This window comes from Slackia faecicanis, assembly GCF_003725295.1.
In the GTDB taxonomy this organism is placed as follows: Bacteria; Actinomycetota; Coriobacteriia; order Coriobacteriales; family Eggerthellaceae; genus Slackia; species Slackia faecicanis.
This window is the reverse complement of sequence record NZ_QICB01000001.1, coordinates 25,057-50,892: the sequence shown is the minus strand read 5'-3', so window position 1 is coordinate 50,892 and position 25,836 is coordinate 25,057. Positions and strand designations below refer to the sequence as shown.

General features: G+C 63.2%; 26 protein-coding genes. 5 read left to right on the top strand and 21 right to left on the bottom strand.

Features of this window, described 5'->3' with window-relative positions:
• Nucleotides 1–50: 50 nt before the first annotated feature.
• From ribF to DMP07_RS00210, 8 genes are all read right to left on the bottom strand, one after another.
• On the bottom strand, nt 51–971 hold the full coding sequence (gene ribF, locus DMP07_RS00245) for a riboflavin biosynthesis protein RibF (RefSeq protein ID WP_123197164.1): 921 nt from the start codon (nt 969–971) through the stop codon (nt 51–53).
• On the bottom strand, nt 955–1,965 hold the full coding sequence (gene truB, locus DMP07_RS00240) for a tRNA pseudouridine(55) synthase TruB (protein WP_123197163.1): 1,011 nt from the start codon (nt 1,963–1,965) through the stop codon (nt 955–957). Before truB ends, ribF begins: the two co-directional genes overlap by 17 nt.
• On the bottom strand, nt 1,962–2,969 hold the full coding sequence (locus DMP07_RS00235) for a DHH family phosphoesterase (protein ID WP_123197162.1): 1,008 nt from the start codon (nt 2,967–2,969) through the stop codon (nt 1,962–1,964). Before DMP07_RS00235 ends, truB begins: the two co-directional genes overlap by 4 nt.
• Before the next feature lie 4 nt (nt 2,970–2,973).
• A complete protein-coding gene (gene rbfA / locus DMP07_RS00230) occupies nt 2,974–3,366 on the bottom strand; it encodes a 30S ribosome-binding factor RbfA (protein ID WP_123197161.1) in 393 nt (130 codons plus the stop codon).
• Nucleotides 3,367–3,570: 204 nt separating this feature from the next.
• Nucleotides 3,571–6,318: a translation initiation factor IF-2 gene (gene infB / locus DMP07_RS00225; RefSeq protein WP_123197160.1), complete on the bottom strand. Its 2,748-nt coding sequence runs from the start codon at nt 6,316–6,318 to the stop codon at nt 3,571–3,573.
• Nucleotides 6,319–6,352: 34 nt separating this feature from the next.
• The gene (gene nusA / locus DMP07_RS00220; protein WP_211324463.1) at nt 6,353–7,555 is read right to left on the bottom strand and encodes a transcription termination factor NusA; all 1,203 of its coding nucleotides are present in this window, start codon (nt 7,553–7,555) and stop codon (nt 6,353–6,355) included.
• A gap of 48 nt (nt 7,556–7,603) precedes the next feature.
• Nucleotides 7,604–8,083: a ribosome maturation factor RimP gene (locus tag DMP07_RS00215; RefSeq protein WP_123197159.1), complete on the bottom strand. Its 480-nt coding sequence runs from the start codon at nt 8,081–8,083 to the stop codon at nt 7,604–7,606.
• 224 nt (nt 8,084–8,307) lie between these two features.
• On the bottom strand, nt 8,308–8,964 hold the full coding sequence (locus DMP07_RS00210) for an HAD family hydrolase (RefSeq protein WP_123197158.1): 657 nt from the start codon (nt 8,962–8,964) through the stop codon (nt 8,308–8,310).
• A gap of 120 nt (nt 8,965–9,084) precedes the next feature.
• On the opposite strand from DMP07_RS00210, the gene dtd reads away from it, so the two are divergent.
• From dtd to DMP07_RS00195, 3 genes are all read left to right on the top strand, one after another.
• The gene (gene dtd, locus DMP07_RS00205; RefSeq protein WP_123197157.1) at nt 9,085–9,531 is read left to right on the top strand and encodes a D-aminoacyl-tRNA deacylase; all 447 of its coding nucleotides are present in this window, start codon (nt 9,085–9,087) and stop codon (nt 9,529–9,531) included.
• A 170-nt stretch (nt 9,532–9,701) separates the two neighbouring features.
• Nucleotides 9,702–10,310, top strand: a complete 609-nt coding sequence (locus tag DMP07_RS00200) for a DUF4230 domain-containing protein (protein ID WP_123197156.1) — start codon at nt 9,702–9,704, stop codon at nt 10,308–10,310.
• 58 nt (nt 10,311–10,368) lie between these two features.
• Nucleotides 10,369–10,692, top strand: coding sequence for a heavy metal-binding domain-containing protein (locus DMP07_RS00195; RefSeq protein ID WP_123197155.1), 324 nt, complete (start codon nt 10,369–10,371; stop codon nt 10,690–10,692).
• Nucleotides 10,693–10,772: 80 nt separating this feature from the next.
• On the opposite strand, the gene DMP07_RS00190 is transcribed toward DMP07_RS00195, so the two are convergent.
• Nucleotides 10,773–11,195, bottom strand: coding sequence for a DUF2871 domain-containing protein (locus DMP07_RS00190; RefSeq protein ID WP_123197154.1), 423 nt, complete (start codon nt 11,193–11,195; stop codon nt 10,773–10,775).
• 183 nt (nt 11,196–11,378) lie between these two features.
• Nucleotides 11,379–12,428: a tryptophan--tRNA ligase gene (gene trpS, locus DMP07_RS00185; protein WP_123197153.1), complete on the bottom strand. Its 1,050-nt coding sequence runs from the start codon at nt 12,426–12,428 to the stop codon at nt 11,379–11,381.
• Between the two features lie 133 nt (nt 12,429–12,561).
• Between trpS and DMP07_RS00180 the strand changes: the two genes are divergently transcribed.
• Nucleotides 12,562–13,197, top strand: coding sequence for an IMPACT family protein (locus DMP07_RS00180; RefSeq protein ID WP_123197152.1), 636 nt, complete (start codon nt 12,562–12,564; stop codon nt 13,195–13,197).
• 15 nt (nt 13,198–13,212) lie between these two features.
• On the opposite strand, the gene DMP07_RS00175 is transcribed toward DMP07_RS00180, so the two are convergent.
• From DMP07_RS00175 to DMP07_RS08735, 7 genes are all read right to left on the bottom strand, one after another.
• Nucleotides 13,213–14,034, bottom strand: a complete 822-nt coding sequence (locus DMP07_RS00175; protein WP_211324462.1) for an ABC transporter ATP-binding protein — start codon at nt 14,032–14,034, stop codon at nt 13,213–13,215.
• Nucleotides 14,027–15,055 carry a FecCD family ABC transporter permease gene (locus tag DMP07_RS00170; protein WP_123197151.1) on the bottom strand — a complete coding sequence of 343 codons (1,029 nt, stop codon included), beginning with the start codon at nt 15,053–15,055 and terminating at the stop codon, nt 14,027–14,029. The genes DMP07_RS00175 and DMP07_RS00170 overlap by 8 nt, the downstream gene beginning before the upstream one ends.
• Entirely contained in the window at nt 15,055–16,092 is a 1,038-nt protein-coding gene (locus DMP07_RS00165) for an ABC transporter substrate-binding protein (protein ID WP_123197150.1), read from the bottom strand. The genes DMP07_RS00170 and DMP07_RS00165 overlap by 1 nt, the downstream gene beginning before the upstream one ends.
• Before the next feature lie 37 nt (nt 16,093–16,129).
• On the bottom strand, nt 16,130–17,146 hold the full coding sequence (nirJ2, locus tag DMP07_RS00160; protein ID WP_123197149.1) for a putative heme d1 biosynthesis radical SAM protein NirJ2: 1,017 nt from the start codon (nt 17,144–17,146) through the stop codon (nt 16,130–16,132).
• A 134-nt stretch (nt 17,147–17,280) separates the two neighbouring features.
• Nucleotides 17,281–18,234 carry a glutamyl-tRNA reductase gene (locus DMP07_RS00155; RefSeq protein WP_123197148.1) on the bottom strand — a complete coding sequence of 318 codons (954 nt, stop codon included), beginning with the start codon at nt 18,232–18,234 and terminating at the stop codon, nt 17,281–17,283.
• A gap of 2 nt (nt 18,235–18,236) precedes the next feature.
• Nucleotides 18,237–19,073, bottom strand: a complete 837-nt coding sequence (ccsA, locus tag DMP07_RS00150; RefSeq protein WP_123197147.1) for a cytochrome c biogenesis protein CcsA — start codon at nt 19,071–19,073, stop codon at nt 18,237–18,239.
• Between the two features lie 130 nt (nt 19,074–19,203).
• Nucleotides 19,204–19,428 carry a response regulator transcription factor gene (locus DMP07_RS08735; protein WP_161956985.1) on the bottom strand — a complete coding sequence of 75 codons (225 nt, stop codon included), beginning with the start codon at nt 19,426–19,428 and terminating at the stop codon, nt 19,204–19,206.
• 396 nt (nt 19,429–19,824) lie between these two features.
• Between DMP07_RS08735 and DMP07_RS00140 the strand changes: the two genes are divergently transcribed.
• On the top strand, nt 19,825–21,324 hold the full coding sequence (locus tag DMP07_RS00140; RefSeq protein ID WP_123197145.1) for an ATP-binding cassette domain-containing protein: 1,500 nt from the start codon (nt 19,825–19,827) through the stop codon (nt 21,322–21,324).
• A 114-nt stretch (nt 21,325–21,438) separates the two neighbouring features.
• On the opposite strand, the gene DMP07_RS00135 is transcribed toward DMP07_RS00140, so the two are convergent.
• The 4 genes from DMP07_RS00135 to nrfD all read right to left on the bottom strand — a co-directional run bounded on the left by DMP07_RS00135 (nt 21,439) and on the right by nrfD (nt 25,768).
• Nucleotides 21,439–23,277, bottom strand: a complete 1,839-nt coding sequence (locus DMP07_RS00135) for an ABC-F family ATP-binding cassette domain-containing protein (protein ID WP_123197144.1) — start codon at nt 23,275–23,277, stop codon at nt 21,439–21,441.
• 136 nt (nt 23,278–23,413) lie between these two features.
• On the bottom strand, nt 23,414–24,370 hold the full coding sequence (locus DMP07_RS00130) for a slipin family protein (RefSeq protein ID WP_244594788.1): 957 nt from the start codon (nt 24,368–24,370) through the stop codon (nt 23,414–23,416).
• A 12-nt stretch (nt 24,371–24,382) separates the two neighbouring features.
• On the bottom strand, nt 24,383–24,877 hold the full coding sequence (locus tag DMP07_RS00125; protein WP_244594787.1) for a GntR family transcriptional regulator: 495 nt from the start codon (nt 24,875–24,877) through the stop codon (nt 24,383–24,385).
• Between the two features lie 18 nt (nt 24,878–24,895).
• Nucleotides 24,896–25,768: an NrfD/PsrC family molybdoenzyme membrane anchor subunit gene (gene nrfD / locus DMP07_RS00120; RefSeq protein WP_123197142.1), complete on the bottom strand. Its 873-nt coding sequence runs from the start codon at nt 25,766–25,768 to the stop codon at nt 24,896–24,898.
• Nucleotides 25,769–25,836 lie beyond the last annotated feature (68 nt).

Below are 25,836 nucleotides of genomic sequence, written 5' to 3'. Positions count from 1 at the left end.
GCTTTCCGACGACGCCCGCGGCGCTTCGCCGCGCGCGGGCCCATCGCCTCCTACAGATTCTCGCGCACCCACGCGATATTCGCCTGCACCTCGGCGATCAGGCTTTCAACCGAATCGAACTCGACCATGGGGCGCAGGTAATGAACCGGCTCCACCGCGATGGTCTCGCCGTAGATCGACCCTTCGAAATCGAGGATATGCACCTCGCTCGTCGCCGTCGCCTCGGCGAAGGTGGGCGCGGTTCCCATGCTCATCGCCGCCTTGTAGCGGACGCCCGAAACCGTCGCCCACGCGGCGTAGACGCCCTCCCCGAGCGCGCGCATCATGGGCGCAAGCTCGATGTTGGCCGTGCAGAATCCCATATCGGACCCCTCGCCGCGGCCCTGCGCCACCACGCCTTCGAACGCGTACGGATGGCCGAGCAGCTCGACGGCGTCTTCGCAGCGTCCCTCGGCGAGCAGCAGCCTGATGCGCGTCGCCGTGATCGGCTTGTCGAACGCGCTTTTCAGGTCGTGCGCGAAAATGCGCACGCCGCGCTCATCGGCCCATGCGCGCAGGTCGTCAACCTGGCCCGCCGCCTTCGCGCCGAAATGGAAGTCGCAGCCGACATGCAAGGCCGCGGGAAAGGATTCGCCGAACGTCGTCGCAAGGAAATCGAGGGGCGCCTGGGCCGCGAACGCAGGCGTGAACGGCAGAACCGCCACGAAATCGACGCCCGTCTGCGCCAGCGCCTCGATGCGGCGCTCGTTCGTCATGAGCTTTTTCAGCCGGTCGGCATGGAAACGCTCGTCGGGATCGATATCGAACGTCAGCACGGCCGAAGGGCCGCCGCATTCGGCGGCCGTCTTCTTCGCCTCGTCGATCAGGAAGCGATGGCCGCGATGGACGCCGTCGAACACGCCGAACGCGCAAGACGCTCCCGAAAGCAGACCGTGATCGAACGCCTCGTTGACCCTATAGACCTTTGCCACGAATCACTCCTTGTGAAAAAACGCAGCAGGGACGCAAGACGCCCTGCTTGGAATGCGCGCCGTACAAAGCGAGCAGCTCGTTGCCCGCCACCAGGCTCACCGTCTCGCCGTCTTCGAGAGGCGCCGTGCTGCGCTTCGCCGCGCGCATCGGGCCGCAATCGGATTCGTCGAAACGACACGGAGCCTCGAAAAGCTCCATGTCGGCGATGCGCAGAAACGCCCCGTTTCGAACGGCCGCAGCCTGTTCGTCGGTCAAAAACGCCATGCGATACCCCAGCAAGAACACCGGGTCGATGGCGGCGTCGAGCACGCGGGACTCGAGCGTTTCGATCGAAAGGCAGTCCTGCACGTCGAGCGAGCCCGCCTTCAGACGGCGCAGCTTCTGGACATGGGCCGCCGTGCCCAGCGACACGCCCAGGTCGCGCGCGATCGAACGGATATAGGTCCCCTTCGACACCGAAAGGCGCACGTCCCAGTAGAGCACCTCCGCATCATGGTCGCGCTCGAGGTCGAGCAGTTCGGCGTCGTAGATCTCGATATCGCGCGGTTCCAGCTTGATCACCTTGCCCGCGCGGGCCGCGTCGCACGCCTTCACGCCGCCGCGCTTGATAGCCGAATACGCGGGAGGCAGCTGTTTGTGGCGTCCGACCAGCGCGGCCACGCGCTCGCGCGCGAAGTCGGGGTCGCACGCCTCGGACGGAACCTCGCATGCGCGGACGGGCTCGCCTTGCGCGTCGTCGGTATCGGTGGCCACGCCGAAGGCGATGCGCACGTCGTAGGTCTTATCGTGGTTCGTCATGTACGCGTCGAGCCTGGCCGCAGGGCCGATGCAGACGCACAGCGCTCCCGTGGCCAGCGGGTCGAGCGTGCCGGTGTGGCCGACGCGGCGCTCGCCGAATATCCGGCGGCAGGCGTTCACCACGTCGTGCGAGCTCATTCCCGAAGGCTTGTCGACGCCGACGATGCACGAGATGCCGCTCTGGCCCCGCTTCATCGCAGACCCGCCTTGGCGACGAGCGCATCGAGATGTGCCGGCAGCGCGGCGATCGCCTCGTCGAGAGCGCCCTCGAACGTGAATCCCGCGGCTGCGCGATGTCCGCCGCCGCCGATCGCGCGTGCGAGCTCGGACACGTCGATCTCTTCGCCCTTCGCACGCAGGCTGCCGCGCACGCCGTCGGGCTGCTCGCGCAGCATGCACGCGACGCGCACGCCCGCAAGCGAACGCACGATATCGACCAGCGGCTCGGCATCGGCCTTCACCGCGCCGAGGCGGTCGAAATCGCCTTTATGCAGATAGGAAAACGCCCACAGGCCGTCTTCGGCCACCGTGACGTTTTCGAGCATGGCCTTTTCAAGCATGAGCGAAGCGAAGCTGCGGCTCTGATACACCTCGCTCGACACGAGCGCCGGATCGGCGCCCGCCTCGACCATCTCGGTGGCCGCGCACAAGGCCGCGGGCGTGGTGTTCTGATACTGGAACCTGCCGGTGTCGGTCATCAGCGCGGTGTAGCAGCAGATCGCCGATGCGGCGGGAACGGCATCGCCTGCAAGCAGCTTGGCGAGTTCCCACACGATCATGCCGCACGCCGGCGCGTCGGGATCGACGTAGTTGCATTCCGACATCGACGCGTCGGCGGCGTGATGGTCCACGGTGAAGCGCATCTGCGCGCGGCTCTGGATATCGGCCGCGGCGCCCAAGCGCGCCGTCGTAGGCACGTCGCAGGCCACGAACGTCGCCGCGGGGCCGTCGAAATCGGCCGCGGCCTTCATGTCGGAGACGCCCGGCAAGAAACGCAATCCCAGGTCGACCGAATCGGGCTCGACCAGAATGCAGGCCGCGCGCTTGCCGATGGCGTGCAGGGCATGCATGAGCGCAAGCTGAGAGCCCAGGCAATCGCCGTCGGGGTTCACATGTCCGCACAAGACAAAATCGTCGCATGCCCTCATGCGGTCGGCCATGGCCTCGAGCGTAGTATTGGTCTGAGGGGTCACCGCCATGGCGCTATTCCTCCTCCGCGTCCTCTTCGGATCGGCTCTTCTCGGCCGATTCGGCGTTGCGCGCCGCGTCGCGGGCCAACGCGTCGGTGATCTTTTCGGCCTCGTCGACCGAAGGGTCGAGTATGAAGCGGAGCTCGGGGGTCACGCGCCAGGAAAGGCCCTTGCCCATCAGGCTGCGGATGCGGCCCGCTGCGGCGGCGAAGCCTGCGGCGGCGTCTTCATAGCGGCCGGGCTCTGCGGTGTAGAACACGTTGCACACGCTGCGGTCGAAGCTGACTTCGCAGCCCGTGATCGTCACGAGGCGCAGACGGGGATCGGACACCTCGAAAAGCAGGATGCTCGCAAGAATCTCGCGAGCCTGCTCGTTGACTTTGCGATTCGCATTGGATTGTTTCATAACGAATCCTCCTTTCAGAAGGGTTCATGCATAAACCGTCGGCGAGATGCGTCTCGGCATGCCCGGAGCAAAACCGTGCCGAGGCGGACCTCGCCGAAGGGATGGCGCGCGGCCTGGTGCCATGCACGCCATCTCGATAAACGAGGCGTCCGACGCCCTCGAAGGGAGCCGGACGCCAAAGCGGCGGATGAAACGCCGTATGCGTTATTCGGTGCGCTCGACCTCTTCGATGCGGAAGCCCTCGATGACGTCGCCCACCTTGATGTCCTGGTAGCCGTCGACGCCGATGCCGCACTCGTAGCCCTGCTTGACGGTCTTGACGTCGTCTTTGAAACGACGCAGCGAGGAAATCTTGCCCTCGAAGATGACCGTCGAGTCGCGGACCACGCGAACCTTGTCGTCGCGCGAGATCTCGCCCTCGGTGATATAGCAGCCCGCGATGTTGCCGACCTTGGGAACGCGGAAGACGTCGCGGACCTCGGCGGAGCCGGTGTCGCGCTCGACGATCTCGGGGGCGAGCATGCCCACGCGAGCCGCGTTGATGTCCTCGATCGCCTGATAGATGACGCGATACAGGCGAATGTCGACCTTCTCGTGCTCGGCCGCCTTGCGCGCGCCCGCGGTCGGGCGGACGTTGAAGCCGATGATGATGGCGTCGGACGCTGCAGCCAGGGTCACGTCGGTCTCGGTCACGCCGCCGACGGCGGAGTGAATGATATTGATCTTGACCTCGGACTGGTCCATCTTGTCGAAGGCGTCGCGCAGGGCCTCGATCGAACCCTGGACGTCGGCCTTGACGACGAGATTGAGCTCGGTCGTGCCCTCCTCGATGCGGCTGAACAGGTCGTCGAGGCTCATGTGGGTCTTCGCCTCCTGAGCCTTCAGGCGCTCGCGCAGGGCGCGCTCTTCAGCCAGCTTGCGGGCGTCGCGCTCGTCTTCGAAGACGCGGAACTCGTCGCCTGCGGTGGGAACGCTCGAAAGGCCGAGGATCTCGACCGGGTCGGACGGACGCGCCGCCTCGGCGTGGTTGCCGCGCGGGTCGATCAGGGCGCGGACGCGGCCGTAGCTGGTGCCTGCGACGACGGTGTCGCCCGGCTTCAGCGTACCGCGCTGCACGAGGACCGTAGCGACCGGGCCGCGGCCCTTGTCGAGGTTGGCCTCGATGACGAAGCCGGACGCCAGGGCGTCGGGGTTCGCCTTGAGCTCGAGGACGTCGGCCTGCAGCAGGATGGTCTCGAGCAGGTCGTCGATGCCGATGCGCTGCTTGGCGGAAACGTCGACGAACATGTTCGAGCCGCCCCACTCCTCGGGGATGACGCCGTACTCGACCAGCTCCTGGCGCACGCGGTCGGGCGTGGCGCCGGGCTTATCGATCTTGTTGACCGCGACCACGATCGGCACGTTCGCCGCTTTGGCGTGGTTGATAGCCTCGATCGTCTGCGGCATGACGCCGTCGTCCGCCGCGACGACCAGGACGATGACGTCGGTCACCTGGGCACCGCGGGCGCGCATCGCCGTGAAGGCCTCGTGGCCCGGGGTGTCGATGAAGGTGATCTGACGGCCGTCGATGTTGACCACCGAAGCGCCGATGTGCTGCGTGATGCCGCCGGCCTCGCCTGCGGCGACGCCGGTGTGGCGGATCGCGTCGAGCGTGGAGGTCTTGCCGTGGTCGACGTGGCCCATGACGGTGACCACGGGAGGACGCGGCTTGAGGTCCGCCTCGGTGTCGTTATACACCACGGCATACTCTTCCTCGGGCGATACGACGCGGACCTTGCGACCCATATCGTCGGCGATCAGCTCGATCAGCTCGTCGGTCATGGTCTGGGTGACCGTGAGAACCTGGCCGAGCATGAACAGACGCTTGATGACGTCGTTGGACGGCACGCCCATCAGGTCGGCGAACTCGCCGACCGTCGAGCCCTGCATGACCTCGACCACGCTGTCATCGAGCACCAGATCGGGATCGATGCCCTTCTCGATGGCCTCCATGGCCATACGCTCGCGCTGAGCGGCCTCGCGCTTTTCCTTGCGCTTCTTGCGGCGGCCTTCGCCCTCGTTGTTGGAAGCGGCGGCGACGGCGGCGCGGGCCTCGGCGAGCACCTTATCGCGCTGAAGCTTCTCGGCCTGGACGGCCATCTGGGCGTAACGGTCCTCGCCCGCCGGGGTGGCGAGCTCGGGAACGTCGGGTTCGAAATGATGTGCGCCGCGCTTGCCGCCCTGGCCCTTGCCGCCCTGCTTTTTGGGAGCACGGGTGGGGGCGGTCGCCTGCTTGTTCGCCTTCTCGGCGCTGATGCGGGCCTTCTCGGCCTCGATCTGGGACAGCAGCGAATCGAACGACGACGTCGCGCGAGGCGCCGGAGCCGGCTTCTTCGCCGCCGGAGCGGCCTGCTTGGACGCGCCCTTCTTGCCGCCGCGCTGAGCGAGGCTTTCGGCGACGGCCTTGCGCTTGGCGACCTCGGCCGCGATCTTCGCGGCGCGGGCGTCGGCGGCCTGCTTGGCGCGACGCTGCGCCTCGGCCGCCTTCTGCTCCTCGATCTGGCGCGCGAGGCTGGAAAGGCCGGAAGAAGCGGGCGCGGGAGCGGGCTTCTTCTTGGCCTGCGGCTTATCGGCCGCGGCCTGGCCGGAACCGCCTGCGCGGCGGGCGCGCTCGGCGTCGCGCAAAGCGCGCTCGCGCTCGACCGCCTCGCGGCGCTCGCGCTCTTCCTCGGCCTTCTTCTTCGCGGCGGCCTCTTTCTCGGCCTTCGCGGCCTTGGCGGCCTCGGCATCGATGCCTTCCGCCTTCTCGCCCAACTCGGGCGCGATAGCTTTCTTGATCGCTTCGACGTTGTCGTCCGACAGGACGCTTGCGTGGCTCTTCGCGGGGATCTTCATATCCTGAATGCGAGAGAGCAGCTCTTTGCTGTCCATGCCGAATTCCTTCGCCAATTCATGAACTCTCATGCTGGCCATACGGTACTCCTCGTCTATCCTCTACTCTCTCGAACTACTCCTCGTCGGCGTGAATGCCGCAGAAGCGACTGCCGGGACGGGCATGATTGCGGCAATGCGCGCCGTCCTCGGAAACGTAAGCGCAGAATTCCGCTTCGTCTTCCTCGGGCTCTTCGTCGATGAGCATATTCACTTCGGGCGCCGGCGCGATGCCGAAGCTCGTGGACTTGATGTCGATGTGCCATCCGGTCAGACGCGCTGCCAGACGGGCGTTCTGGCCCTCCTTGCCGATAGCAAGGGAGAGCTGGTCGTCGGGAACCACAACGGTGGCGTAGTGGTTGGCCTCGTCGATGCTCACGCGGGTCACGCGAGCGGGGCTGAGCGCCTGAGCGATGTATTTCGCAGGATCCTCGTCCCACTGGATCACGTCGACGCGCTCGTTGCGCAGCTCTTCGACCACCATGCGCACGCGGCTGCCCTTCGGGCCGACGCAGGCGCCCACCGGGTCGAGATTGCTCTCGCGGCTGGCGACGGCGACCTTGGAGCGGGCGCCGGGCTCGCGGGCGATTGATTTGACCTCGACCATGCCGTCGTAGATCTCGGGAACCTCGAGCTCGAAAAGGCGGCGAATCAGGTCGGGATGGGTGCGCGAGACCACGATGGCGGGACGCGCCTGGTCGCCGCGGACGCGGGGCTCGAGCGCATTGGGGTCGCGCACGTCGATGATCAGCACCTTGATACGCTGATTATGACGGTAGTGCTCGCCTGCGGGACGCTCGTTGCGCTCGCCGGGATTGCGCTTCTGGTCGTAATGAGGCAGTTCGGCCTCGACGCCGTCGCGAATCTTGACGATCGTGAAGTCGGGCGTGACCTGCAGAACCGTGCCCGTCACGATGTCGCCCACGCGGTCGCTGAACTCTTCGTAGATGCTCTGGCGGCCGGCCTCGCGCACCATGGCGGCGATGACGCCCTTGGCGTTTTGGGCGGCGATGCGACTCACGTCGTTCGGAGTGACGTCGCGCTCTTCGAATTCGCTGTACTCGCCGGTCTCCTCATCGGGCTCGCCCACCGGAACCAGTTCGTAGACGTAGATGCGGCCCGTGGTGCGGTCGATCGTCACGCGCGCATCCCATTCCAGGTCGAGAATGTTCTGATAGCTCTTGGCAAGCGACGCCTCGAGGCGTTCGATCAGATAGAACTCGTCGATCTTCTTCTCGTGCGCCAGGGCTTGCAAAGCCTCCATAAGTTCGGATGCCATGGTATTCCTTCCTCGTCGACGTACGTATCGTACGTGCTCGCTCGGTCTTTATCGGGAAAAGTCGATGACGCCCTTGACGTGCGCCTTCTTGATATCGCCCAGAGGAACGTCGATTTTCGCTCCGTCTTCCATGGAAAGCTCGACGCAGCCTTTCTCCTCGTCGAAGCCGCACAGGCGGGCATTGAATCGGCTGCGGCCGTCGATGGGCGACGTCGTCATGACGTAGACCTCATCGCCGGCGAAGCGGGCGAAATGCTCGGGGGTGCGCAGCGGGCGGTCGATACCGGGAGAGCTCACCTCGAGCGTATAGGCGCCCGGAAACGGATCGAGCTCGTCCATAATCTCGTTCACCCACGCCTGGGCGGTCGTGATCTCTTCGAACGTGATGCCCTCGGGCGTATCGAGATACACGCGGATGGTGGGAGCCTTGCGGGACCCGACCACTTCGACCGTCACGATTTCGATTCCCTCGTCGGCCGCGCGCGGCTCGAGGGCGGCAAGCAAGCTTGCCTCTTTGGACGAAAGCATCCCGTCCTCCTTTCCAGACACCCTGAATAGGTGCTTATACAAAAAGAAAGCGGGCCGTGCCCACTTTCTCATGCGTCAGAAAAAGTTTTAGCGTATCGCACGTACCAGCCGTGCAAATACGATATTTCTTATACCACAGCAGACAGAACGCGCGCAAGGGCGTGGCATCGGTTCATCGTTCGAATACAGAATATATGCGAACGTCGCGGCCGCGGGCGCCGAACCTAGCGGCCCCTTTCGATCAGAATGCGGGCCAATCCGCCGAAATCTCCGCACATCAAGCCGGGGTTTTCGGCACGCAGCACTCCTTCGTCGAACATGCCCCACGTGACCGCAGCCGTCAGCATGCCTGCGGCATTGCCCGCCTGGATATCGAAGGGGCTATCGCCCACATAGGCGCAGCGCGCGGGATCGGCGCCTATCAGGCGCGCGCCGAGCGTCACAGGATCGGGATCGGGCTTATGGCGTTCGCAATCATCGGCGCCCACCACGCAGTCGAAGAGCTCCGCGATGCCCAGCACGTCCAGGCCATGCGCCGCCAGGCGATGCATCTTCGACGTGACCACGCCGAGCGTCATGCCCGCATCGCGCATCCGCTCGAGCGCCTCGCGCGTGCCGGGAAAAAGCGAGATGCGATCGTCATGAACGCTTTCGTTATAAGCGCGATAGACGCGCAGCAACTCGTCGTGGACGTCGGCATCGTCGGTGAAGTCCCACATCTGCACCGCGAGGGGCTGCCCGACCTTCGCCATCAGGCGCGCGTCGGGGATGGCCTCGCCGAGCACGGACCGGGTGGCATGGCGGAAGCTGTCGAGAAGCAGGTCGTGCGTGTCGACGAGCGTTCCGTCGTTGTCGAAAAGAACGGCTTGCAAAACGGGCATGGAAAACCTTTCGTGAAGACCGGGTCCCGAAATGCACCCGGATATGACGTTCGCACTTTAGCGTATCATAGGCCCGCAACGCGAAAAGAAGGCCGCAGGCGGCCGAGGAAAGGAACATATATGAGAGCTTTGGTGCAACGCGTGACCCGCGCCCATGTCGATATCGACGGCGAAACGGTTTCGAGCATCGACAAGGGATTCGTCATCCTCTTGGGCGTCGGCCATGACGATGGCGAGGAACAGGCCGACAAGCTATGGGCCAAAATCTCGAAGATGCGCATCTTCGAAGACGAAAACGGCAAGACCAATATCGGCCTGGCGGATGTCGGCGGCGACGTGCTGGTAGTCAGCCAGTTCACCCTCTACGCCGACTGCAAGCGAGGAAACCGCCCGTCGTTCACGAATGCCGGCGCACCTGACGAGGCGAACCGCCTCTACGAATATTTCGTCGGCCTCGTACGCGAAGACGTCGAGCATGTCGGCACCGGGTCGTTCGGCGCCGACATGAAGGTCGAGCTCGTCAACGACGGCCCCTTCACCATCTGGCTCGACACCGACACCCTGTAAACCCGGCCGACGGCGCGTTTCATAACGCGCCGGCAACGGATAGGCGCGCTACGCAACGGGAGGGAAACAAACCCTTCGCCCGGCCGCGCCGTTCTGTCACGATGGCGCCCGGAAGGCGCAGGCCTTCCCCGCGCGCCGCCCGGCGCCGGCCACCACCCGAGAGGAATACCATGAAAAGCATCCGTTTCTGGGGCGTGATCATCGGAGCCGCGGCCCTTGTCGCCGTCGGCTTCCTCGGAGCCAAGCTGCTCGACCGCGCCGCCGAACCTTCGGTCACGATGAGCGCCGACACGGTGGCCGAGCAGCTCGTCGAATGCAGCGAGCTGGCCACGATGAAGCTCGAGTACCGAGGACTCGTCACCTACGAGGAAGGCGAGCTTCCCCTTCTGACGAAGAAAGCCTTCACCATGATCTACGATGCCGACGTGCGCGCGGGCGTCGACCTGTCCCAGGCGACGGTCGAGGTCGCAGGCTCTTCCGTGAAGGTGTCGCTTCCCGCGGCCACCGTCCAAAGCATCGCGATCGACCCCGATTCCCTGCAGTTCTACGACCAGCGATACGCGCTGCTGAACTGGCAGGACCGCGACGACACCGCCAAGGCGCTCCAGATGGCGCAAGACGACGCCGAGGAGAAAGTCGACCACACGGCCATGATCGGCGACGCGCAGAAGCAGGCCGAGACCATCGTCGAAACCATGCTTCTGCCCTTCACCGAAGACGGCGACTACACCGTCGAAGTAAGCTTCCGCGAACCGGTCGAGCAGACGGACGCGGCATAGCGAAAACGAGGCGTCCGCCGCCTGAGCGCGCGGGCGCATCCGTGGGAAAGGAGTATCCATGATCGTCACCACCACCCAATCCGTCGAGAGATATCGCATCACCGGCTACTACGGCATCGTCTTCGGCGAAGTCGTCACCGGCGTCAACTTCCTGCGCGACATCGGCGCAGGGCTGCGCAACGTGTTCGGCGGCCGTTCGAGCGGATACGAAAACGAGCTCGAGCAGGCACGCACCAAAGCGTTGCACGAAATGGAAGAGCGCGCGGCCCGCATGGGGGCGCACGCCGTCGTAGGCGTCGACCTCGACTACGAGGTACTCGGCGAAGGCGACATGCTGATGGTCACGGCAAGCGGCACCGCCGTCACCGTCGAGGCCCTGTAAACGCGAAGAAGGGGTGGAAGCTTGCGCTTCCACCCCTTCCTTATCTTAAACGACCGGCTGTCGCGTATACCCTCGATCCGTTACGCCTGCTCGGCTGCGGCGACGGACTTCTTCAGGATGACGAGCGTCCACACCAGGCACACGCCGAGCACGATGTGGCTCAGACCCGCGATGCCGGAGATAGCGGCGTCGGCGCCGGAAGGCAGGGCCGTTCCGAGGACCTCGAACACGCCGCGCACGAGCATCATGACGACGGCGGCATTCAGACCGACCTGATAGCCGATGAGGACCTTGTTCAGGCCCTTCTTCTCGCCGCCGAACACGCGGGTGAAGATCGTCAGCGCCAGGAAGAACAGCACGCCGAGGATCATGTAGTGCGGATGGATGACGCCGAGGGCCGTGGTGCCGTCGAAGCCGTTGATCTTGGTGAACTCGCGGAAGAACACGCCGCCGGCAAGCGCCAGCACGGCATAGACGATCGCGCAATTCATATATTTCTTCATGGGACTCCCTTCTTTCGCAGGCGCTCCTGCACGCCTGCCGCTTTCCTCCCTCAGTATAACAATTGATGAACATTGTTCAGATTTTTCCCATAACCTCCCGACAATCGTCGACCCGCACCATTCCCTCCATACGAAAAAAACCGCCCGGATTCGGGCGGTTTCGGCATCGGTTTAAAAAATACGCTAGTAGACCATTCCCATGGCTTCCTGCACTTCGGCAAGCGTCTGGTTCGCGATCTCGTTGGCGCGCTTATTACCCTCGTGCAGCACGTCCTTGACGTAGTCGAGGTCTTTCTCGAAGGCGGCGCGGCGCTCGCGAATGGGAGCGAAGTACTCGTTGACCGCCTCGGTCACGTACTTCTTCAGCGCGCCCGATCCGCCCATGCCGATTTCCTCGGCGATCTCGACCTCGTCGCGGCCGGTGCAGATAGCGGCCGTGGAGATGAGGCCCGAAACGCCGGGACGGTTCTCGGGATCGAACGTGATCATGCGCTCGGAGTCGGTCTGGCTCTTCTTGATGCGCTTGGCGGTCTCTTCGGCGGTCATGGAGATGCTGATGGCATTGCCGTAGGACTTGCTCATCTTGCGGCCGTCAAGGCCGGGGAGAAGCGGAGTGTCGGACAGAAGGGCGTCGACTTCGGGGAACACCTGGCCGTAGCGGTTGTTGAAACGGCGGGCGATCGTGCGGGTCAGCTCGATGTGGGGCAGCTGGTCGCGACCGACGGGAACCACGTTGCCCTTGCAGAACAGGATGTCGCACGCCTGATGCACGGGATAGGTCAGAAGGAGGCCCGTGAGCTCGTGGCCCGACGCCTCCATCTCGGCCTTCACGGTGGGATTGCGCTGCAGCTCCGCTTCGGTGACCAGGCTCAAGAACGGCAGCATGAGCTGGTTGCAGGCGGGAACGGCGGAGTGCGTGTAGATCATCGTCTTCTCGGGGTCGATGCCGCACGCCAAATAATCCATCACCATGTTGTACACGTTGTCCTGGATATGCTCGGTGGTGTCGCGGTCGGTGATCACCTGGTAATCAGCGATGAGCACGTTAGCGCGCGCACCCATGTTCTGAAGCTCAACGCGGCCCTTCAGCGTGCCGAAGTAGTGGCCGAGATGCAGCCTGCCCGTCGGGCGGTCGCCCGTCAGCATCGTGTATTTCTCGGGATGAGCCGTCAGGTCGGCGCGGATCTCGTCGCTGCGCTTCTGGCTCGCCTCAAAGCTTCCTTCGTTTGCCATGGTTGGGCGCTCCTTCGAATAGTCATGCCGCCCGCGTGCAGCGGATGCGGCAGGTTCGGCGTTGTCGGCAGACTATGGTAACACGACCGACGCGCGAAGGCCGTCTCGCGATGCGCGTGCTATAGTAGGCGGCATGAATTCCTACACCACCATAGAAGGCCGCGCGACGGCCGAAATCGAAGAGAAGAAGAGCCGCTTCATCGCAAGCGTCGCCCACGTCGAAACCGAAGAGGAGGCCCTTGCCTTCCTCGAAGAGGTGCGGGCGGCCAATCGCATGGCGCGCCACAACGTCTACGCCTACATTCTGCGCGAAGGCGGCGCGGGGGCCGACGGCCGCGTGCGCTACTCCGACGACGGCGAGCCCCAGAAAACCGCAGGGCTTCCCACCCTCGAAGTCATCCAGCATGCGGGCCTGACCGATATCGCCATCGTGACCACGCGCTATTTCGGCGGCGTGCTGCTGGGAACGGGAGGCCTGGTGCGCGCCTACACGCAGGCCGCCCAGGCGGGCATCGAGGCCGCGAATCTCGTGGTGGTCTCGCAATGCGTCGACATATCCGTGCGCATGGACTACCCGCTCTACGACCAGATGGTACGTCTCGCCGCCGATTGCGAAGCCAAGATGATCGACGTGCAGTACACCGACCGCGTCACCATGGTGCTGCGCATGCTCGACGGAACCCAAGAGCCTCTGCTCGCGAAGCTCACCGAGCTGTTCCGCGGCAAGGAAGAAATCGAAGTCTCCGACCCCTTCGATGCCATGTTCTAAATCCGCCGCAAGCGCCTAGGAGCGAGGCAGCGCGACGTACACCTCGTCGCTGCCGACGCCGCACCTATGAAGGTCGACTCCGAACGCCTCGTCTATCGCGCGCGACGCATAGACCTCGTCCACCGTGCCTGCGGCCGTGACCGCCCCGGCGTCCATGACCGCCATACGGTCCGAATAGCGCAACGCCAAGTCGAGATCGTGAATGACCAGGACGACCGTCTTGCCGCATTCTTCATTCAACCTGCGCACGAGCCCCATCACATCGTGGCAGGCCCCGATGTCGAGATACGTCGTCGGCTCGTCGAGCACGACGGTGTCGGCATCCTGGGCCAGCGTCATGGCAACGAACGCGCGCTGCCGCTGACCGCCCGAAAGCCTGCGCAGGTCGCACGAGCGCAAACAAGCGACATCGGCGAGCTCCATCGCATGCTCGACGGCGGCACGGTCGGCGCGAGAAAGACGGCCCTGAGACGACGAATACGGAAAGCGCCCGCACGCGACGAGCGATTCGACGGTCATGGCAGGCGGTCGCGGCCCCTGCGCCAGCAACGCAAGACGACGGGCACGCTCGCGGGCGGCATACGACCGAACATTTCGCCCGTCGAGCAAAACATCGCCCCTGCAGGGCCGGACGATACCGCACGCCACCTTCAACAACGTCGATTTACCGCAGCCGTTCGGTCCGACGATGCTCGTCACCGCGCCTCGTTCGAATCCGATCGAAACATCCTCGATGAACGGACGGGAGCGATCGTACGAAAAGCCGACGCCGCGCAGCTCGAGCGCGAATTCGCGTTCGAGCGAAGGACGGGCCGAATCGCGAGCAGCTCTATTCAAGGCCTCCCCTCCTGTTCTTGAAAATCAGATAGATGAAAAACGGCCCCCCGACGAACGCCATAAGAATGCCCACCGGCACCTCGTAGGGCGCAAAGGCGACACGGGCAATGAGGTCGCAGCCGACCACGAACGCGGCGCCGGCTACCGCAGACAGAGGGAGCACCGCGCGGTTGTCGTTTCCGACCGCGAAACGCACGATATGAGGAACGATCAACCCTACGAAGCCCAGAAGGCCCGCGAAGCTCACGGCCGCCCCGGCAAGCAACGACGCGACGGCCAGCATGGCGAGCCTGACGGCGCGTACGTTCAATCCGAGCGCATGCGCCATATCGTCGCCGAGCGCGACCACGTTGAGCCGGTGCGCCCCACACATCGCCGCCACAAGGCCCGCCGCAATCAGAACCGCAGGCCATGCAAGATCCGACAGCAGCACGCCCGAGAGACCGCCCGTCAGAAAGACCGACGAGCCCACATAGGCGTCGGGCGCCACGATCATGACCGTATTCATACCTGCGCCGAACACGGTGGTTATCGCTATGCCCGACAGCACGACGGTCAGACGCGACGCGCCCGCATGCAGCGATATGCCGAAAATGACGGCCGCCGTAGCCAAAGCGCCGGCGAACGCCGCGAACGGAGCAGCCCAAGGCGCATGGGGAAACAACGCCGCGACCGCGAGCACGAACAGCCCTGCCCCCGAGTTGACGCCGATCACATTCGGACTTGCGAGCGGGTTGTCAAGCACCGATTGAATGACGGCCCCCGCCACTGCAAGGGCCGCGCCTGCAAGCAGCGCGGCCAGGACGCGCGGAAGCCTGACGTTTACCAAGATGCTTTTCGCGGCATCGCTCACTTCTCCGCCGCAGACCCATGCCGCGAGCTCGCCGAAACTCACAGAAGATGCTCCGCACAAGAAAGCTGCGATGCTCAGCGCCGCAAGAGCCGCGCAGGCAATGGCGAAGGCCGCCGCCCGACGACCTCGCCCGGCGGCGTGCCCCGATTCTTCACGAACGCGCCGCATCACGCCTCGTTCTGCCCGGACACGAGATGCCCCGCAAGCGTCTCATAACTCTGGGCCCATTTCGCATTGGGCTTGTACAGGAACAAATCGGGATCGAGCATGATGTAGCGACCCTCCTGCACTGCCGAAAGCGTCGCCCATGCAGGATTTTCTGCGGTCTGCGCCTCGAGATTGCGCATAGCGGCCTCGGTGTCGTTGCCCATAGGAATCACGAAAATGTAATCGGGGTCGAGCTCGATTACCGACTCGAGACTGAAGTCGGACAGAAGGCTGCGATTCTCGTCGGCAAGATTGACGACGCCCAGATCGGCAAGCATATCGCCCGCCATCGACGAGGACGTCAACACACGAGTCCCCCGCGAATACGTGGTCATGAGCAAAGCCGTAGAAGGCTCGCTCGCCTCGGACATGTCCGAAATCGCCTGCTCGATCGCCTGCTGCACCGATTCGCCGTTTCGGCTATACAGGTCGTCGCGGCCGGTGATGTCGCAGAACACGCGCAGCATGCGCAAGTAGTCCTCGAAAACCGTGACCTCGAAATACGCCACGGGAATGCCCGAAGCATCAAGAGCCGCCTTGAAATCGGCCTGGCTCGAATCGCCGCCGCGGCCGCCTGTGCCGCAGGTCATGATTACGAAATCAGGCTCGAGGGCGATGACCGCCTCGAGGTTGATGTTCGAGAAGTCGCCCACCTTCGCGACGTCGGGAGACTCGATATCGAATGCATCGAACGTGAAAGCGTCGTCAGAAGCGCCGACCAAGGTGCCGCCGGCAAGCTCCCACGTGTTCGCGAAGCTTCCCATGCACGCAACGACGCGCTGGGGATTTTCCACCGTGACCTCGTTGCCCATATCGTCAGTGAAAGTATAGGCCTGCGAACGTTCCGCTTCGATGGCAGACGCCCCCTCGCCCTCTGCCGACGACGCGCCGTCGCCGGCGCATCCTACGAGCATCGATGCCGAAAGCGCGAGCGCGAGCGCAGTGGAAAGCAGACCTGCGCGCACTGACGCGCGGCTGCGATACGTTTCATCGAACATAGCGGAAGATCCTTTCATAGAGAGCATGCGGCCGTTCTTATTCATAGGAGGCGGCCCCTTCGTCGTCGAGCTTCAATCCATGCGCGCAATAATCGTCCTGCGCGAGGATGTCGCCCTCGTGGTAATACGCGGCGCGGGCGCGGCATCCGCCGCATCCGTCGCGATAGTCGCACGTGCCGCAAGCGCCCGAATAGGCCTCGGTGCGCAGCTTCTCGAACACAGGGCTCGATTTCCAAATCTCGTCGAACGGAGTCGCGCGCACATCGCCCGCCTCTTCCGTCATATACGCGCACGGACGAACGATTCCCTCCGACCCGACGACACAATACGTCAAGCCGGCAAGGCATCCGCGTGAAAAACGCGTCTCCACGCCGAGCTGTTTGGCGACGCGCGTGAATTGCGGGGCGCACGTGGGCTTGACGTCGATGGAAACCTGTTGCGATTTCATCATGATGTCGCGCAGAAGTTCTTCGTTCTCCCTCACCTCGAGCGCGGTCTCCTTGATGAATTTCCCTCGGCCCACGGGAATGAGGAAAAAGATGTAGTGCGCGACGGCGCCGATACGCTCGGCGAAGTCGGTGATGTCGCAGACCTCGTCTCGGTTCCAGTCGACGACGGTGGTATGAAGCTGGAACGCCAGCCCCGCCTTCTTGCACGCCTCAATGCCCTGCATGGTTAGCTCGTAGGCGTTTTCGAGCCCGCGGAAGCGGTCGTGCTTGGCAGGATCGAGGCTGTCGACCGAGATTCCCATGGCGCAAGCCCCGCACTCCTTCAGACGCGCGGCCGTCTCATACGTGATCAGCGTGCCGTTCGTTCCGAAAACAGGACGCAGCCCCCGCGAAGCGGCATGCGCGACCAGGTCGAAAATATCAGGGCGAAGCAACGGCTCTCCGCCCGAGAAGATCATCACTTTGAAGCCCACACGTGCGATCTCGTCGATCATCTTCTTCGCTTCATCGGTGCCGAGCTCTTTGTCCGTAGCCTCCTCGGCATCCTGGTAGCAGTGCTCGCATTTCAAATTGCATTTGTTCGTCGTCATCCACGACACGATCATGATTGCCCCCCTTTTCGGCGCACGAAACCATCGGCGCGCCATCGCCTTTCTTCTCGATTTTCTTTCGAATGTCTATGGAAACCGAAGCGTCGCACGTCGAAGCGGCCTTTGCACGCCCGACGCGACGCGTGTTTCTATCCCGAAGCCGAAACGTCCCGGCTATCGAACCATCTCATATAAGCGCGCGCACGCTCCCTGATCGCCCGCGCGCGCTCGGCATCGCCGACGCTTTCGCGCTCGCACGCGGCCGCAACCTCCTGAAGATCGCTACGCCCGTAGACGAACACGTCGTCTACGTCCACGCGGCCGCGTCCGTCGGGTTCGCCCGCAAGGTCGAACACCACGCTCAAGCGTCCCCGACGCACACGTCGAAGCCTCTTCGCAGCGGCAGCGTCGAACGCCTGCGCGCGCCAGAGGAGCGACACGTCGGCCTTCGCCATGGACTCCATCAGCCCGTCTTCTTCGCAGGCGTCGAAGACCGATGCCCCGGCAGCGGAAAACGCCGCCTGGAAAACAGAAGCCTGCGGGCTCGAAGATTCCACCATGACGCTGCATTTCCCTAGGTCATCGAAGACGAATCGGGCAAGCTCGACCGCCATGTCGGCTTCGGCGCGCGATTGGGCGTCCTCGTCGCGGCGCAGGCCGAATGAAGAAGCCGCCTCGCTCGCCTCAAGAAAGAGCCGCTCGATCGCTTCGGCGGGCTTGCCGGAATCGCATGCGGATTCGCATATAAAGCGCGGCGCTGGAACATCCCTGCCCCGCGCGAACGAATCGGAGCCGCATGCGACATGCATCGCATGCATCGCGGCGTCGACTCCTTCCGCAGCGTAAAAGCAGCCCGCGATACGAGAAGGCGGAACGCCCAAATGGGACGAGAACAGATTGCCGAAAACCCCGAAGCTATCGAAGCCTTCGCGAAGCACCGCGTACGCCTCGTAGCGTTCGCCTTGGCCCGCGATGGCGGCCTCTTCGGCATCGGGAAGCGCCGCTATCGCGGCAAGAAGGTCCCCTCGACGCGCGCTTTCGACCGATGTGAGCACGTCATCGGGCGCATGAGCGGGATCGATTCCCGCAACGACGAGCTCCATCTCTAAACCGCCGCGACGAACATCAGCACAAGAGCTGCCGAGAAACCGCAGATGGAAAGGACCGACCGCGTCTTCGATCCGGCCAAAGACGGCGCGAGGTAGGAAACACCGACGAACACGGCGTAGGCCGACCACACGACGATCGAAAGTCCGATGCGAGGACCCAGATACGAGAATGCGGCAGGACAGCCTGCGGCCACCATAACGCCGTGGCGGATCGCATATCTACCGAACCCGAGCAGCATCCCCAGCGTGAACAACGGAAGGCCGACAAGCCCCGCACGGCGGGCGACGGCATTGAGCGTGTCGAGCGCAGGCATGGTGAGATTGAACAACCGCGCACTGCGGTCCTTCATCAGGCGGCGCTGATAAAGCTGCATGGCGGATGCCGCGGCGCTGATGACGAAACACGCCATGGCCGCAAGGAAGGAAAGGATATGGAGAACGAGGGCGGGCCACTGTTCGTACGTGCTGTTCGTATAGAAAGCCGACCCGGAAAACAGCGAGCTCATCTGGGCGATCAACATGAGCAAGGCGACCGTCGAAGCGGCTACGACGAGATAGCCGTACGGCCTCTTGGCGAAAACCGCCACGAACAACGACGCCACGGACAGAACCCATGACGTGAGCATGAGCACGTTCGGGCCCACGAGAACGGTTCCCGACGTGCTGACCGACTCCATTCCGATCGAGGCGGAATGGAGCAGGAAAGCCGCAAGGAAGAAAAGGCGGGAAGCGACGGAAAAGCGGTCGGCCTTACGGGCGGCGCGAAACGCACAGAGGCTGGCCGCGCAGCCGTAAAGCGTGATGCTCGCCGCGGCGGCTATGAATGCGATCATTGCTCTCCTTCGCTCTCCGTGCCGAGGATTCGGCGCGATTACAGAGTATCGGAGCACGAACGGCCGCGTAATAGCCCATTCGGATTAAATCGGCGTCGGGGAGTACGCTTCCTGCCGTACTCTAGGCGAATCATCGCGCCTTAAGCACCCCCGTCTCGAAGCCGTACGCGACAAGGGCTGCACGATTGTCGCAGCCCGTTTTCGCAATCATATTAGCAAGATGGACTTTCACCGTCTGTTCCGAAAGCGCAAGACGGGCCGCTATGCCCCTGTTCGAAAGGCCACGGGCGATATGGTATAGAATCTGCTGCTCGCGCACGGTCAGAGGACTCTCCTGGTCGATAGTCAGAATCACCTTTACCCCCCCTTGTTCTATACCGCACGAAGCGTGCGATGCGGGCAATTCTAGCGAGCATGCTCCCGTCGGTCTAGAGGAAGGCATCCTTGCCGGCGCCGTCGGACGCCGGTATACTCGCCGGAATGAATTCACCGAGGATGCCGTGCGCATCCGCTTCTAAGGAGCCCTGCATACATGAAGTTCTAGACGATGCACAGTTTTGTGCCCCATTCGCATCCGGCCGCTTTCGCGGCGCAGCCTTCGCGCATATCGGGCAGCATCGTCTTATACGTTCGTTTTCCCAACGGCTCCATCTCGCTTTTTCTCATAGCTTCGCCCCATGAGCGAAAGCGTTTTCGCCCCGAGAAAAACCACGCTTGCCCATGCGCGACCTTTCCGACAGGAGGCCGCCCTATGGCACGAACCATCCTCACGCTCTCCCATATCGCATACACCCACCCGCAATCCGCCGACCCCGTGCTGCACGACGTGTCCGCTACCTTCGCGCAAGGCTGGACCGCGCTTGTCGGCGACAACGGGTGCGGCAAGACCACGCTCGCCCGTATCGCCTGCGGTCTGGAAAAACCCGACGACGGCAACGTATCCGCACGCCTTTCCTTTGCGTATTGCGAACAAGACCCGCGCATGGAGCCCGCGCTGCTCTACGATTTCGCATGCGACTTCTCCCCCGAAGCGACACGCCTGCGAGCCGCTCTCGAAATTCCTGACGACGCCCCTTGGCGTTTCGAATCCCTAAGCGGCGGCGAGCAGAAAAAGCTCCAAATCGCCGTCGCGCTTTGGAGTGAGCCCGAACTGCTCGTCCTCGACGAGCCGACCAACCACGTCGACGCAGCATGCCGTGCATGCATCCTTGAGTCGCTGCGGGCATTTTCGGGCATCGGCATCGTCATTTCGCACGACCGCCTTTTGATCGATTCTTTACCAAAACAGTGTCTCTGCTTTGAAAACGGCCGCTTCGTCATGAGGCCAGGAGACTATGGCAATGCTTCCGAACAGCGCAAACGAGAGCTGCTTTGCTCGCAGCGTGCCAACGTACAAGCGAAAAGAACCGCCGCGGCGCTACAGCACGAGTATATCCGCCGCGCAGAAGAAGCATCCAAGACAGCGAAACGACGCAGCGCCCGCATGCTCGACAAGCACGATTCCGACGGCCGGGCAAAACGCAAGCTGGCGATCTATACCGGCCAGGACGGAAAGGCCGGCGCGCTCGCAAGCGGCATGAATGCGCGGCTTGAGCGCGCCTGGGCCGACATCGCCCGCACGCGCACGGAAAAGCGCTATGACGGATCGATCGCCTTCGACATGCAGCCCCACCCCCGAAAGACCCTGATGCACGTGGAAGAAGCACCCATCGCATGCGGACCGCAGGGGTTGCTTCGTGTGCCCCGGCTCTACGTGGGCAATACCGACCATCTGGGAATCAGCGGAAACAACGGAAGCGGTAAAACGACGCTAGTAAGGCATCTGCTCGATCACATGGACCCCGATATCCGCATCCTATTCATTCCCCAGGAATACACGCCCGATGAAGCGCGACGACTCGTGCAACGCGTGCGCGACGAATCCCCTGAAACGAAGGGTCGCATCCTTTCGATCGTCGCCCGCCTCGATTCCAATCCCGACCGCATCCTCGAAGGCGGCCGAACCAGCCCGGGAGAGCTGCGTAAGCTCGCCATCGCATGCGGCATCGCCGACGGCGCCGCCCTTATCATGGCGGACGAGCCGACCAACCACCTCGACATCCACTCCGTCGAGGCGCTCGAGCAAGCGCTAGCGGCATTTCCCGGCGCGCTCGTCGCCGTAAGCCACGACGAACGTTTCCTTGAAGCGGTCTGCACAAGGCGGCTGCACATCACGCGTGCAAACGGCCTTTCAACCTGCACGCTCTCCTGACGCGGAGCAGAGCGCGGCTGTCGTCGTAAAAATCGGCAACACGCGAACGAACGCAAAAGGACGGGCCGCGCAAGCCCGTCCTTCGATACGACGTGATTCCTCCATTCGAAAGCGCTACTCCACGCTCAACGCGTCAGCTAGTTCGAGCCATTCGTCCTCGAGCTCTTCTTTCGCCGCACGCAAAGCATCCAATTCCGCCTGAAGCTCGCCCAGACGCACGAAATCGGTGGGGTCGGCCGCATCCATCTCGGCCTGTTTGTCCTCTACCCTTTTCGCGGCGGTGCCCATCTTCTTGTTCAGGCTGGCCAGACGTTTTTTCATATCGCGCAGCTCGGCATTGCTCAGCATCGGAGAGGTACCGGCCGCCGGGGCCGCCGTCTGCGGCGCATCAGCCGCGCCGCCCCGGCCCGTCACATCGGCGAACGTGCGGCCCGAACCCGATGCGGCATCACGTTCGGCCAAAAGCTCGAGATATTCGTCCACGCCGCGCGGGCAATGGCGAACCTTGCCGTCGATGAGCGCGTATTGGTCGTCGGTCACGCGCTCCATCAAATAGCGGTCATGCGTCACCATGACAAGCGTTCCCGCCCAGGTGTCCAGCAAGTCTTCCAAAACGGCGAGCATATCGGTATCGAGATCGTTTCCAGGCTCGTCGAGAATCAACACGTTGGGCTCGTCGAGCAAGATCAGCAGCAGCTGGAGCCTGCGCTTCTGACCGCCTGACAAATCGCAGATTCGGGTGTAGAGATGCCTCGAAGAAAAGCCGAGACGCTCGAGCAGCTTGGCGGGCGTGGTCTCTTTCCCGTCGACCACGACGCGGGTGCGATAACGCGACAGCACCTCGGTCACACGGTATTTGCTCATTTCCTCAAGTTCGTCCAAGCGCTGAGACAGCACGGCGAATTTCACCGTCTTGCCGATTTTCACGAATCCCGAGTCCGGCTTGATGGCGCCCTGCACGATTTTGAGGAGCGTAGTCTTACCCGCGCCGTTCTCACCCAGGATGCCCACGCGGTCGCCGGGACCCACGGTCCAGTCCACGTTGTCGAGCACCGTCTTGTCTCCGAAGCGCTCCGTCACGCGCGTCAGCGACACGCACTGCTTGCCCAAGCGCTGCATGGCCATTGCGCGAAGCTCGAGCGTGTTACGCACGGGAGGTTCACCCGCGATAAGCTCCTGGGCAAGCGCCATATGGAACTTCGGCTTCGTCGAACGCGCGCGGGCGCCGCGGGAAAGCCATGCGAGTTCCTTGCGCATGAGATTCTTGCGCTTCTGCTCGGTCACCTGCGCCACGCGATCACGCTCGACGCGCTGCAGAACGTATGCCGAATACCCGCCCTCGAACGGGTCGACCGCGCCGTCATGCACTTCCCACATGGCATTGGCGACCTCGTCGAGAAACCAACGGTCGTGAGTCACCGTGAGCAGCGCGCCCGTTCCCTTGGGCCAGCGCCTGTTCAGATACGATGCCAGCCAAGCGATGGCGTGCATGTCCAAATGGTTCGTCGGCTCGTCGAGCATCAGAACGTCCCAGTCACCGATCAGAAGACGCGTCAGGTCGACGCGGCGGCGCTGGCCGCCCGAAAGCGTGCCCACCTGCGCCTGCCAATCGATGTCGGCGATCAGCGCCGCGATCACCTCGCGCACACGCGCGTCTCCCGCCCATACGTATTCGGGCGTGTCGCCCACCACGGCGCGCTCCACCGTAGCCTCGTCATCGAGCGAATCGCGCTGGGCGAGCATGCCGATGCGCAAACCGCGCGTGCGGCGCACCAGGCCGTCTTCGGGCTCCACCGTGCTCGCAAGCACGCCGAGCAGCGTCGATTTGCCGTCGCCGTTTTGCCCCACGATACCGATGCGGTCGCCCTCGTGCACGCCGAGCGTCACGTTGTCGAGAACCTTCTTCGTCGGATATTCAAGATGGACGCCTTCGCATCCGAACAGAAATGCCACGCGCTTCGCCGACCTTCCCTATCGCCTGTGTGTCCGCGCCATTCTATCAGGCGGCACGGGCAACGCCGCGCATGAAGCGCATCCTGCATGCGAAAACCGGCCACGCTTTGATTTCCAACCAAAACCGGCCGCGCGCCTAGCGCTTTTTCAACGACTCGGTCAGCGCATCAAGCGTGGAATCGCTGAAGCCTTCGCTGTAGGCGCTCGGAATAACCACGGTGCCTCCAGTGTTTTTCACGCTCTCGTACAGCAGATGCATCGTGCGCAGGCGCAGGGCAACTTCGTTTTCCTTATATTGGTCGGCCGCCTCCACGAGCATGGACGAGATGTCCTTTTCCACTTCGGCGAGCACCATGCGGGCGTTTTTCTCGCGCTCCGCCTGCGCTTCGGCGCTCATGACCTCCTGCAAGCTTTCGGGAATCACGATATCCCGAATCTCAACGGAAAGAACGGTGATGCCCCATTGACTCGTCTTGTCTTCAATGACTTCCTGAAGCTCCTCGTCGAGCTGGTTGCGGCGCACCGCCACCTCCGAAGCGCTGGCGCGGCCGATCGCGTCGCGCAGCGCCGTCTGGGCGGCAAGATTGACTGAATTGTAGTAGTTCTCAACCTCGAGCGCCGCCTTTTCGGCATCCCACACCATCCAAAACAGCACCGCGTCCACGTTGATGGGAACAAGGTCGCTCGTCAGCGTGGCCTCGGCGCCGAAGCCGGTCACCATGACGCGCTGATCGGCGGAAAGCGCAATCTGGTCGATGAACGGGATCGTAAAATACAGCCCCGGGCCTTTGGTGCGGCTGAACTTGCCCAGGCGCAGCACGACCACCTTTTCCCACTGCATGGCGATGTGGATCGACATCACGGCAAGCACCGCCACGACCAACGCCGCCAGAAACACCCATACCACCGGCTCGCCCACAAGGGCCACGCCGATAAGCGACGCCGCACAGAACGCAACCACGAACACGAACGCCGAAAACGCCATAGCGCCGTTTTGCGACGTCCTACGGTCGCTGCGCGAATTGTATTTCTCGATAGGCGCCGCCCTGTGCTCACGTGCGAAAGGCGAACGAGGCCTCTTCTCTTCTTTCACGCCAACCCTCTCCTAGCGCAATCGCGTTTTCATTTCCTTTTTGATTTCGTGCGTGATGTCGATCATACGCAACTGGACCTCGTCAAGCGACATGCCCATGGAAAGGCAGCGCCTGATGGCATCCTCCAAAACGGTATCGACCGCCGAGGTCATTTCACCATGAAGGGCCTCGGGTGTTTCACGCACGAACACACCGCGTCCGCGAATCGATTTCACATAGCCCGAATGCTCCAGATCGACATAGGCCTTGCTGACCGTGTTGTAGTTGATAGAAAGATCGGCCGCCAGGCTTCGCACGCTCGGAAGCTGCTCGCCCGGGCGGTAATACCCGGTTTTGATAAGGTATATGAGCCTGTTGCGCAACTGAAGCCATACGGGCAATCCGGAGGCTTCGTCGAGCCTGAATTCGGGCATGTGCGTCGTTCCCATCGGTAGCGTTTGTCGAAGAAGGTCTGTTTGATTGTAGCGAAAGACGCCGCAAGCTGCAGACAAGGCGGGCTGATTCATGCATGCTTTGCGTCACGCTCAGTGCAGGCCCGCCGAAACGATGCAGATTCTCAGGGCAAGCCCGCCGAAAATACACAGCGCGTCGATGAGCGGAAGCGCGCGCTCGATGCGGCGAGCACGCAAGACGCTCTCGCCGATGAGCGGAACCGCAAGGCCGCACAGCACGACGCCCGCAGCGAACCACGAAAGCAACGGGTCATGCAGCAAAAGCGCGAACGACGCCGGCGCCTCGCCGCGCCCGAAAGCGGCCGTTGCAAGAAAGGCGGCCAATGCGAACGCCTCGACGATAAGCACGAAAACGTGAATCGCATGCATGCGACCGATGTCGCGGCCGTACAGCCAACCGTCGCGCATGAACGCCGAGACCAGCAGGCACGCCGATATTCCCATGGAAACCGCCGAGAGAACGAACAGGGCGGGCACGAGCCACGTGTCCCAAAACGCTACGGCATAAAGCCCCTGCAGGAAAAGCCCCGTATACGTCATGACGGCCACCGACAAAACCGCGCACAGCACCTCGGCGACGACCTTCGCCCGCGCGTCGAAGCGCGGCAGATACAGGCAGTTGACCGCCGAAAGAAACGACGCAACAGCCGCAAGCGCCGCCAAAACGAACGTGCCGAACGTCAGATACGTCTCGTTTGGCCTGAAGAAAAGCAAAACGAAGCGTTCGGGCCTTCCCAAATCGGCCAAAAGGCACACCGCCCCGAGGCAGACCACGATCGTGCCCGCCACGAAACAGCGATTGCGAAACGTCCTGAAGGCGGCCGACTGGCGAAAGGTCCGGTTGGCGCGGGCATGGAAAACCAGGCTCCACAGAGAGGACACGAGCAGCATGCCCGCTCCGCATCCTCCCAAAAACAGATACATGATGATCAGCGGCCCGAACACATCGCCCTCCCATCTTGACCCAAGGCGCGCACAGCCCGATTCGGCACGACGACGCTGTGCTTGGCCAC

Coding starts and splice junctions, on each gene's coding strand:
- truB (WP_123197163.1), bottom strand. CDS start 1,965: ATGAAGCGGGGCCAGAGCGGCATCTCGTGCATCGTCGGCGTCGACAAG.
- DMP07_RS00235 (WP_123197162.1), bottom strand. CDS start 2,969: ATGGCGGTGACCCCTCAGACCAATACTACGCTCGAGGCCATGGCCGAC.
- rbfA (WP_123197161.1), bottom strand. CDS start 3,366: ATGAAACAATCCAATGCGAATCGCAAAGTCAACGAGCAGGCTCGCGAG.
- infB (WP_123197160.1), bottom strand. CDS start 6,318: ATGGCCAGCATGAGAGTTCATGAATTGGCGAAGGAATTCGGCATGGAC.
- nusA (WP_211324463.1), bottom strand. CDS start 7,555: ATGGCATCCGAACTTATGGAGGCTTTGCAAGCCCTGGCGCACGAGAAG.
- DMP07_RS00215 (WP_123197159.1), bottom strand. CDS start 8,083: ATGCTTTCGTCCAAAGAGGCAAGCTTGCTTGCCGCCCTCGAGCCGCGC.
- DMP07_RS00210 (WP_123197158.1), bottom strand. CDS start 8,964: ATGCCCGTTTTGCAAGCCGTTCTTTTCGACAACGACGGAACGCTCGTC.
- dtd (WP_123197157.1), top strand. CDS start 9,085: ATGAGAGCTTTGGTGCAACGCGTGACCCGCGCCCATGTCGATATCGAC.
- DMP07_RS00200 (WP_123197156.1), top strand. CDS start 9,702: ATGAAAAGCATCCGTTTCTGGGGCGTGATCATCGGAGCCGCGGCCCTT.
- DMP07_RS00195 (WP_123197155.1), top strand. CDS start 10,369: ATGATCGTCACCACCACCCAATCCGTCGAGAGATATCGCATCACCGGC.
- DMP07_RS00190 (WP_123197154.1), bottom strand. CDS start 11,195: ATGAAGAAATATATGAATTGCGCGATCGTCTATGCCGTGCTGGCGCTT.
- trpS (WP_123197153.1), bottom strand. CDS start 12,428: ATGGCAAACGAAGGAAGCTTTGAGGCGAGCCAGAAGCGCAGCGACGAG.
- DMP07_RS00180 (WP_123197152.1), top strand. CDS start 12,562: ATGAATTCCTACACCACCATAGAAGGCCGCGCGACGGCCGAAATCGAA.
- DMP07_RS00170 (WP_123197151.1), bottom strand. CDS start 15,055: ATGCGGCGCGTTCGTGAAGAATCGGGGCACGCCGCCGGGCGAGGTCGT.
- DMP07_RS00165 (WP_123197150.1), bottom strand. CDS start 16,092: ATGTTCGATGAAACGTATCGCAGCCGCGCGTCAGTGCGCGCAGGTCTG.
- nirJ2 (WP_123197149.1), bottom strand. CDS start 17,146: ATGATCGTGTCGTGGATGACGACGAACAAATGCAATTTGAAATGCGAG.
- DMP07_RS00155 (WP_123197148.1), bottom strand. CDS start 18,234: ATGGAGCTCGTCGTTGCGGGAATCGATCCCGCTCATGCGCCCGATGAC.
- ccsA (WP_123197147.1), bottom strand. CDS start 19,073: ATGATCGCATTCATAGCCGCCGCGGCGAGCATCACGCTTTACGGCTGC.
- DMP07_RS00140 (WP_123197145.1), top strand. CDS start 19,825: ATGGCACGAACCATCCTCACGCTCTCCCATATCGCATACACCCACCCG.
- DMP07_RS00125 (WP_244594787.1), bottom strand. CDS start 24,877: ATGAATCAGCCCGCCTTGTCTGCAGCTTGCGGCGTCTTTCGCTACAAT.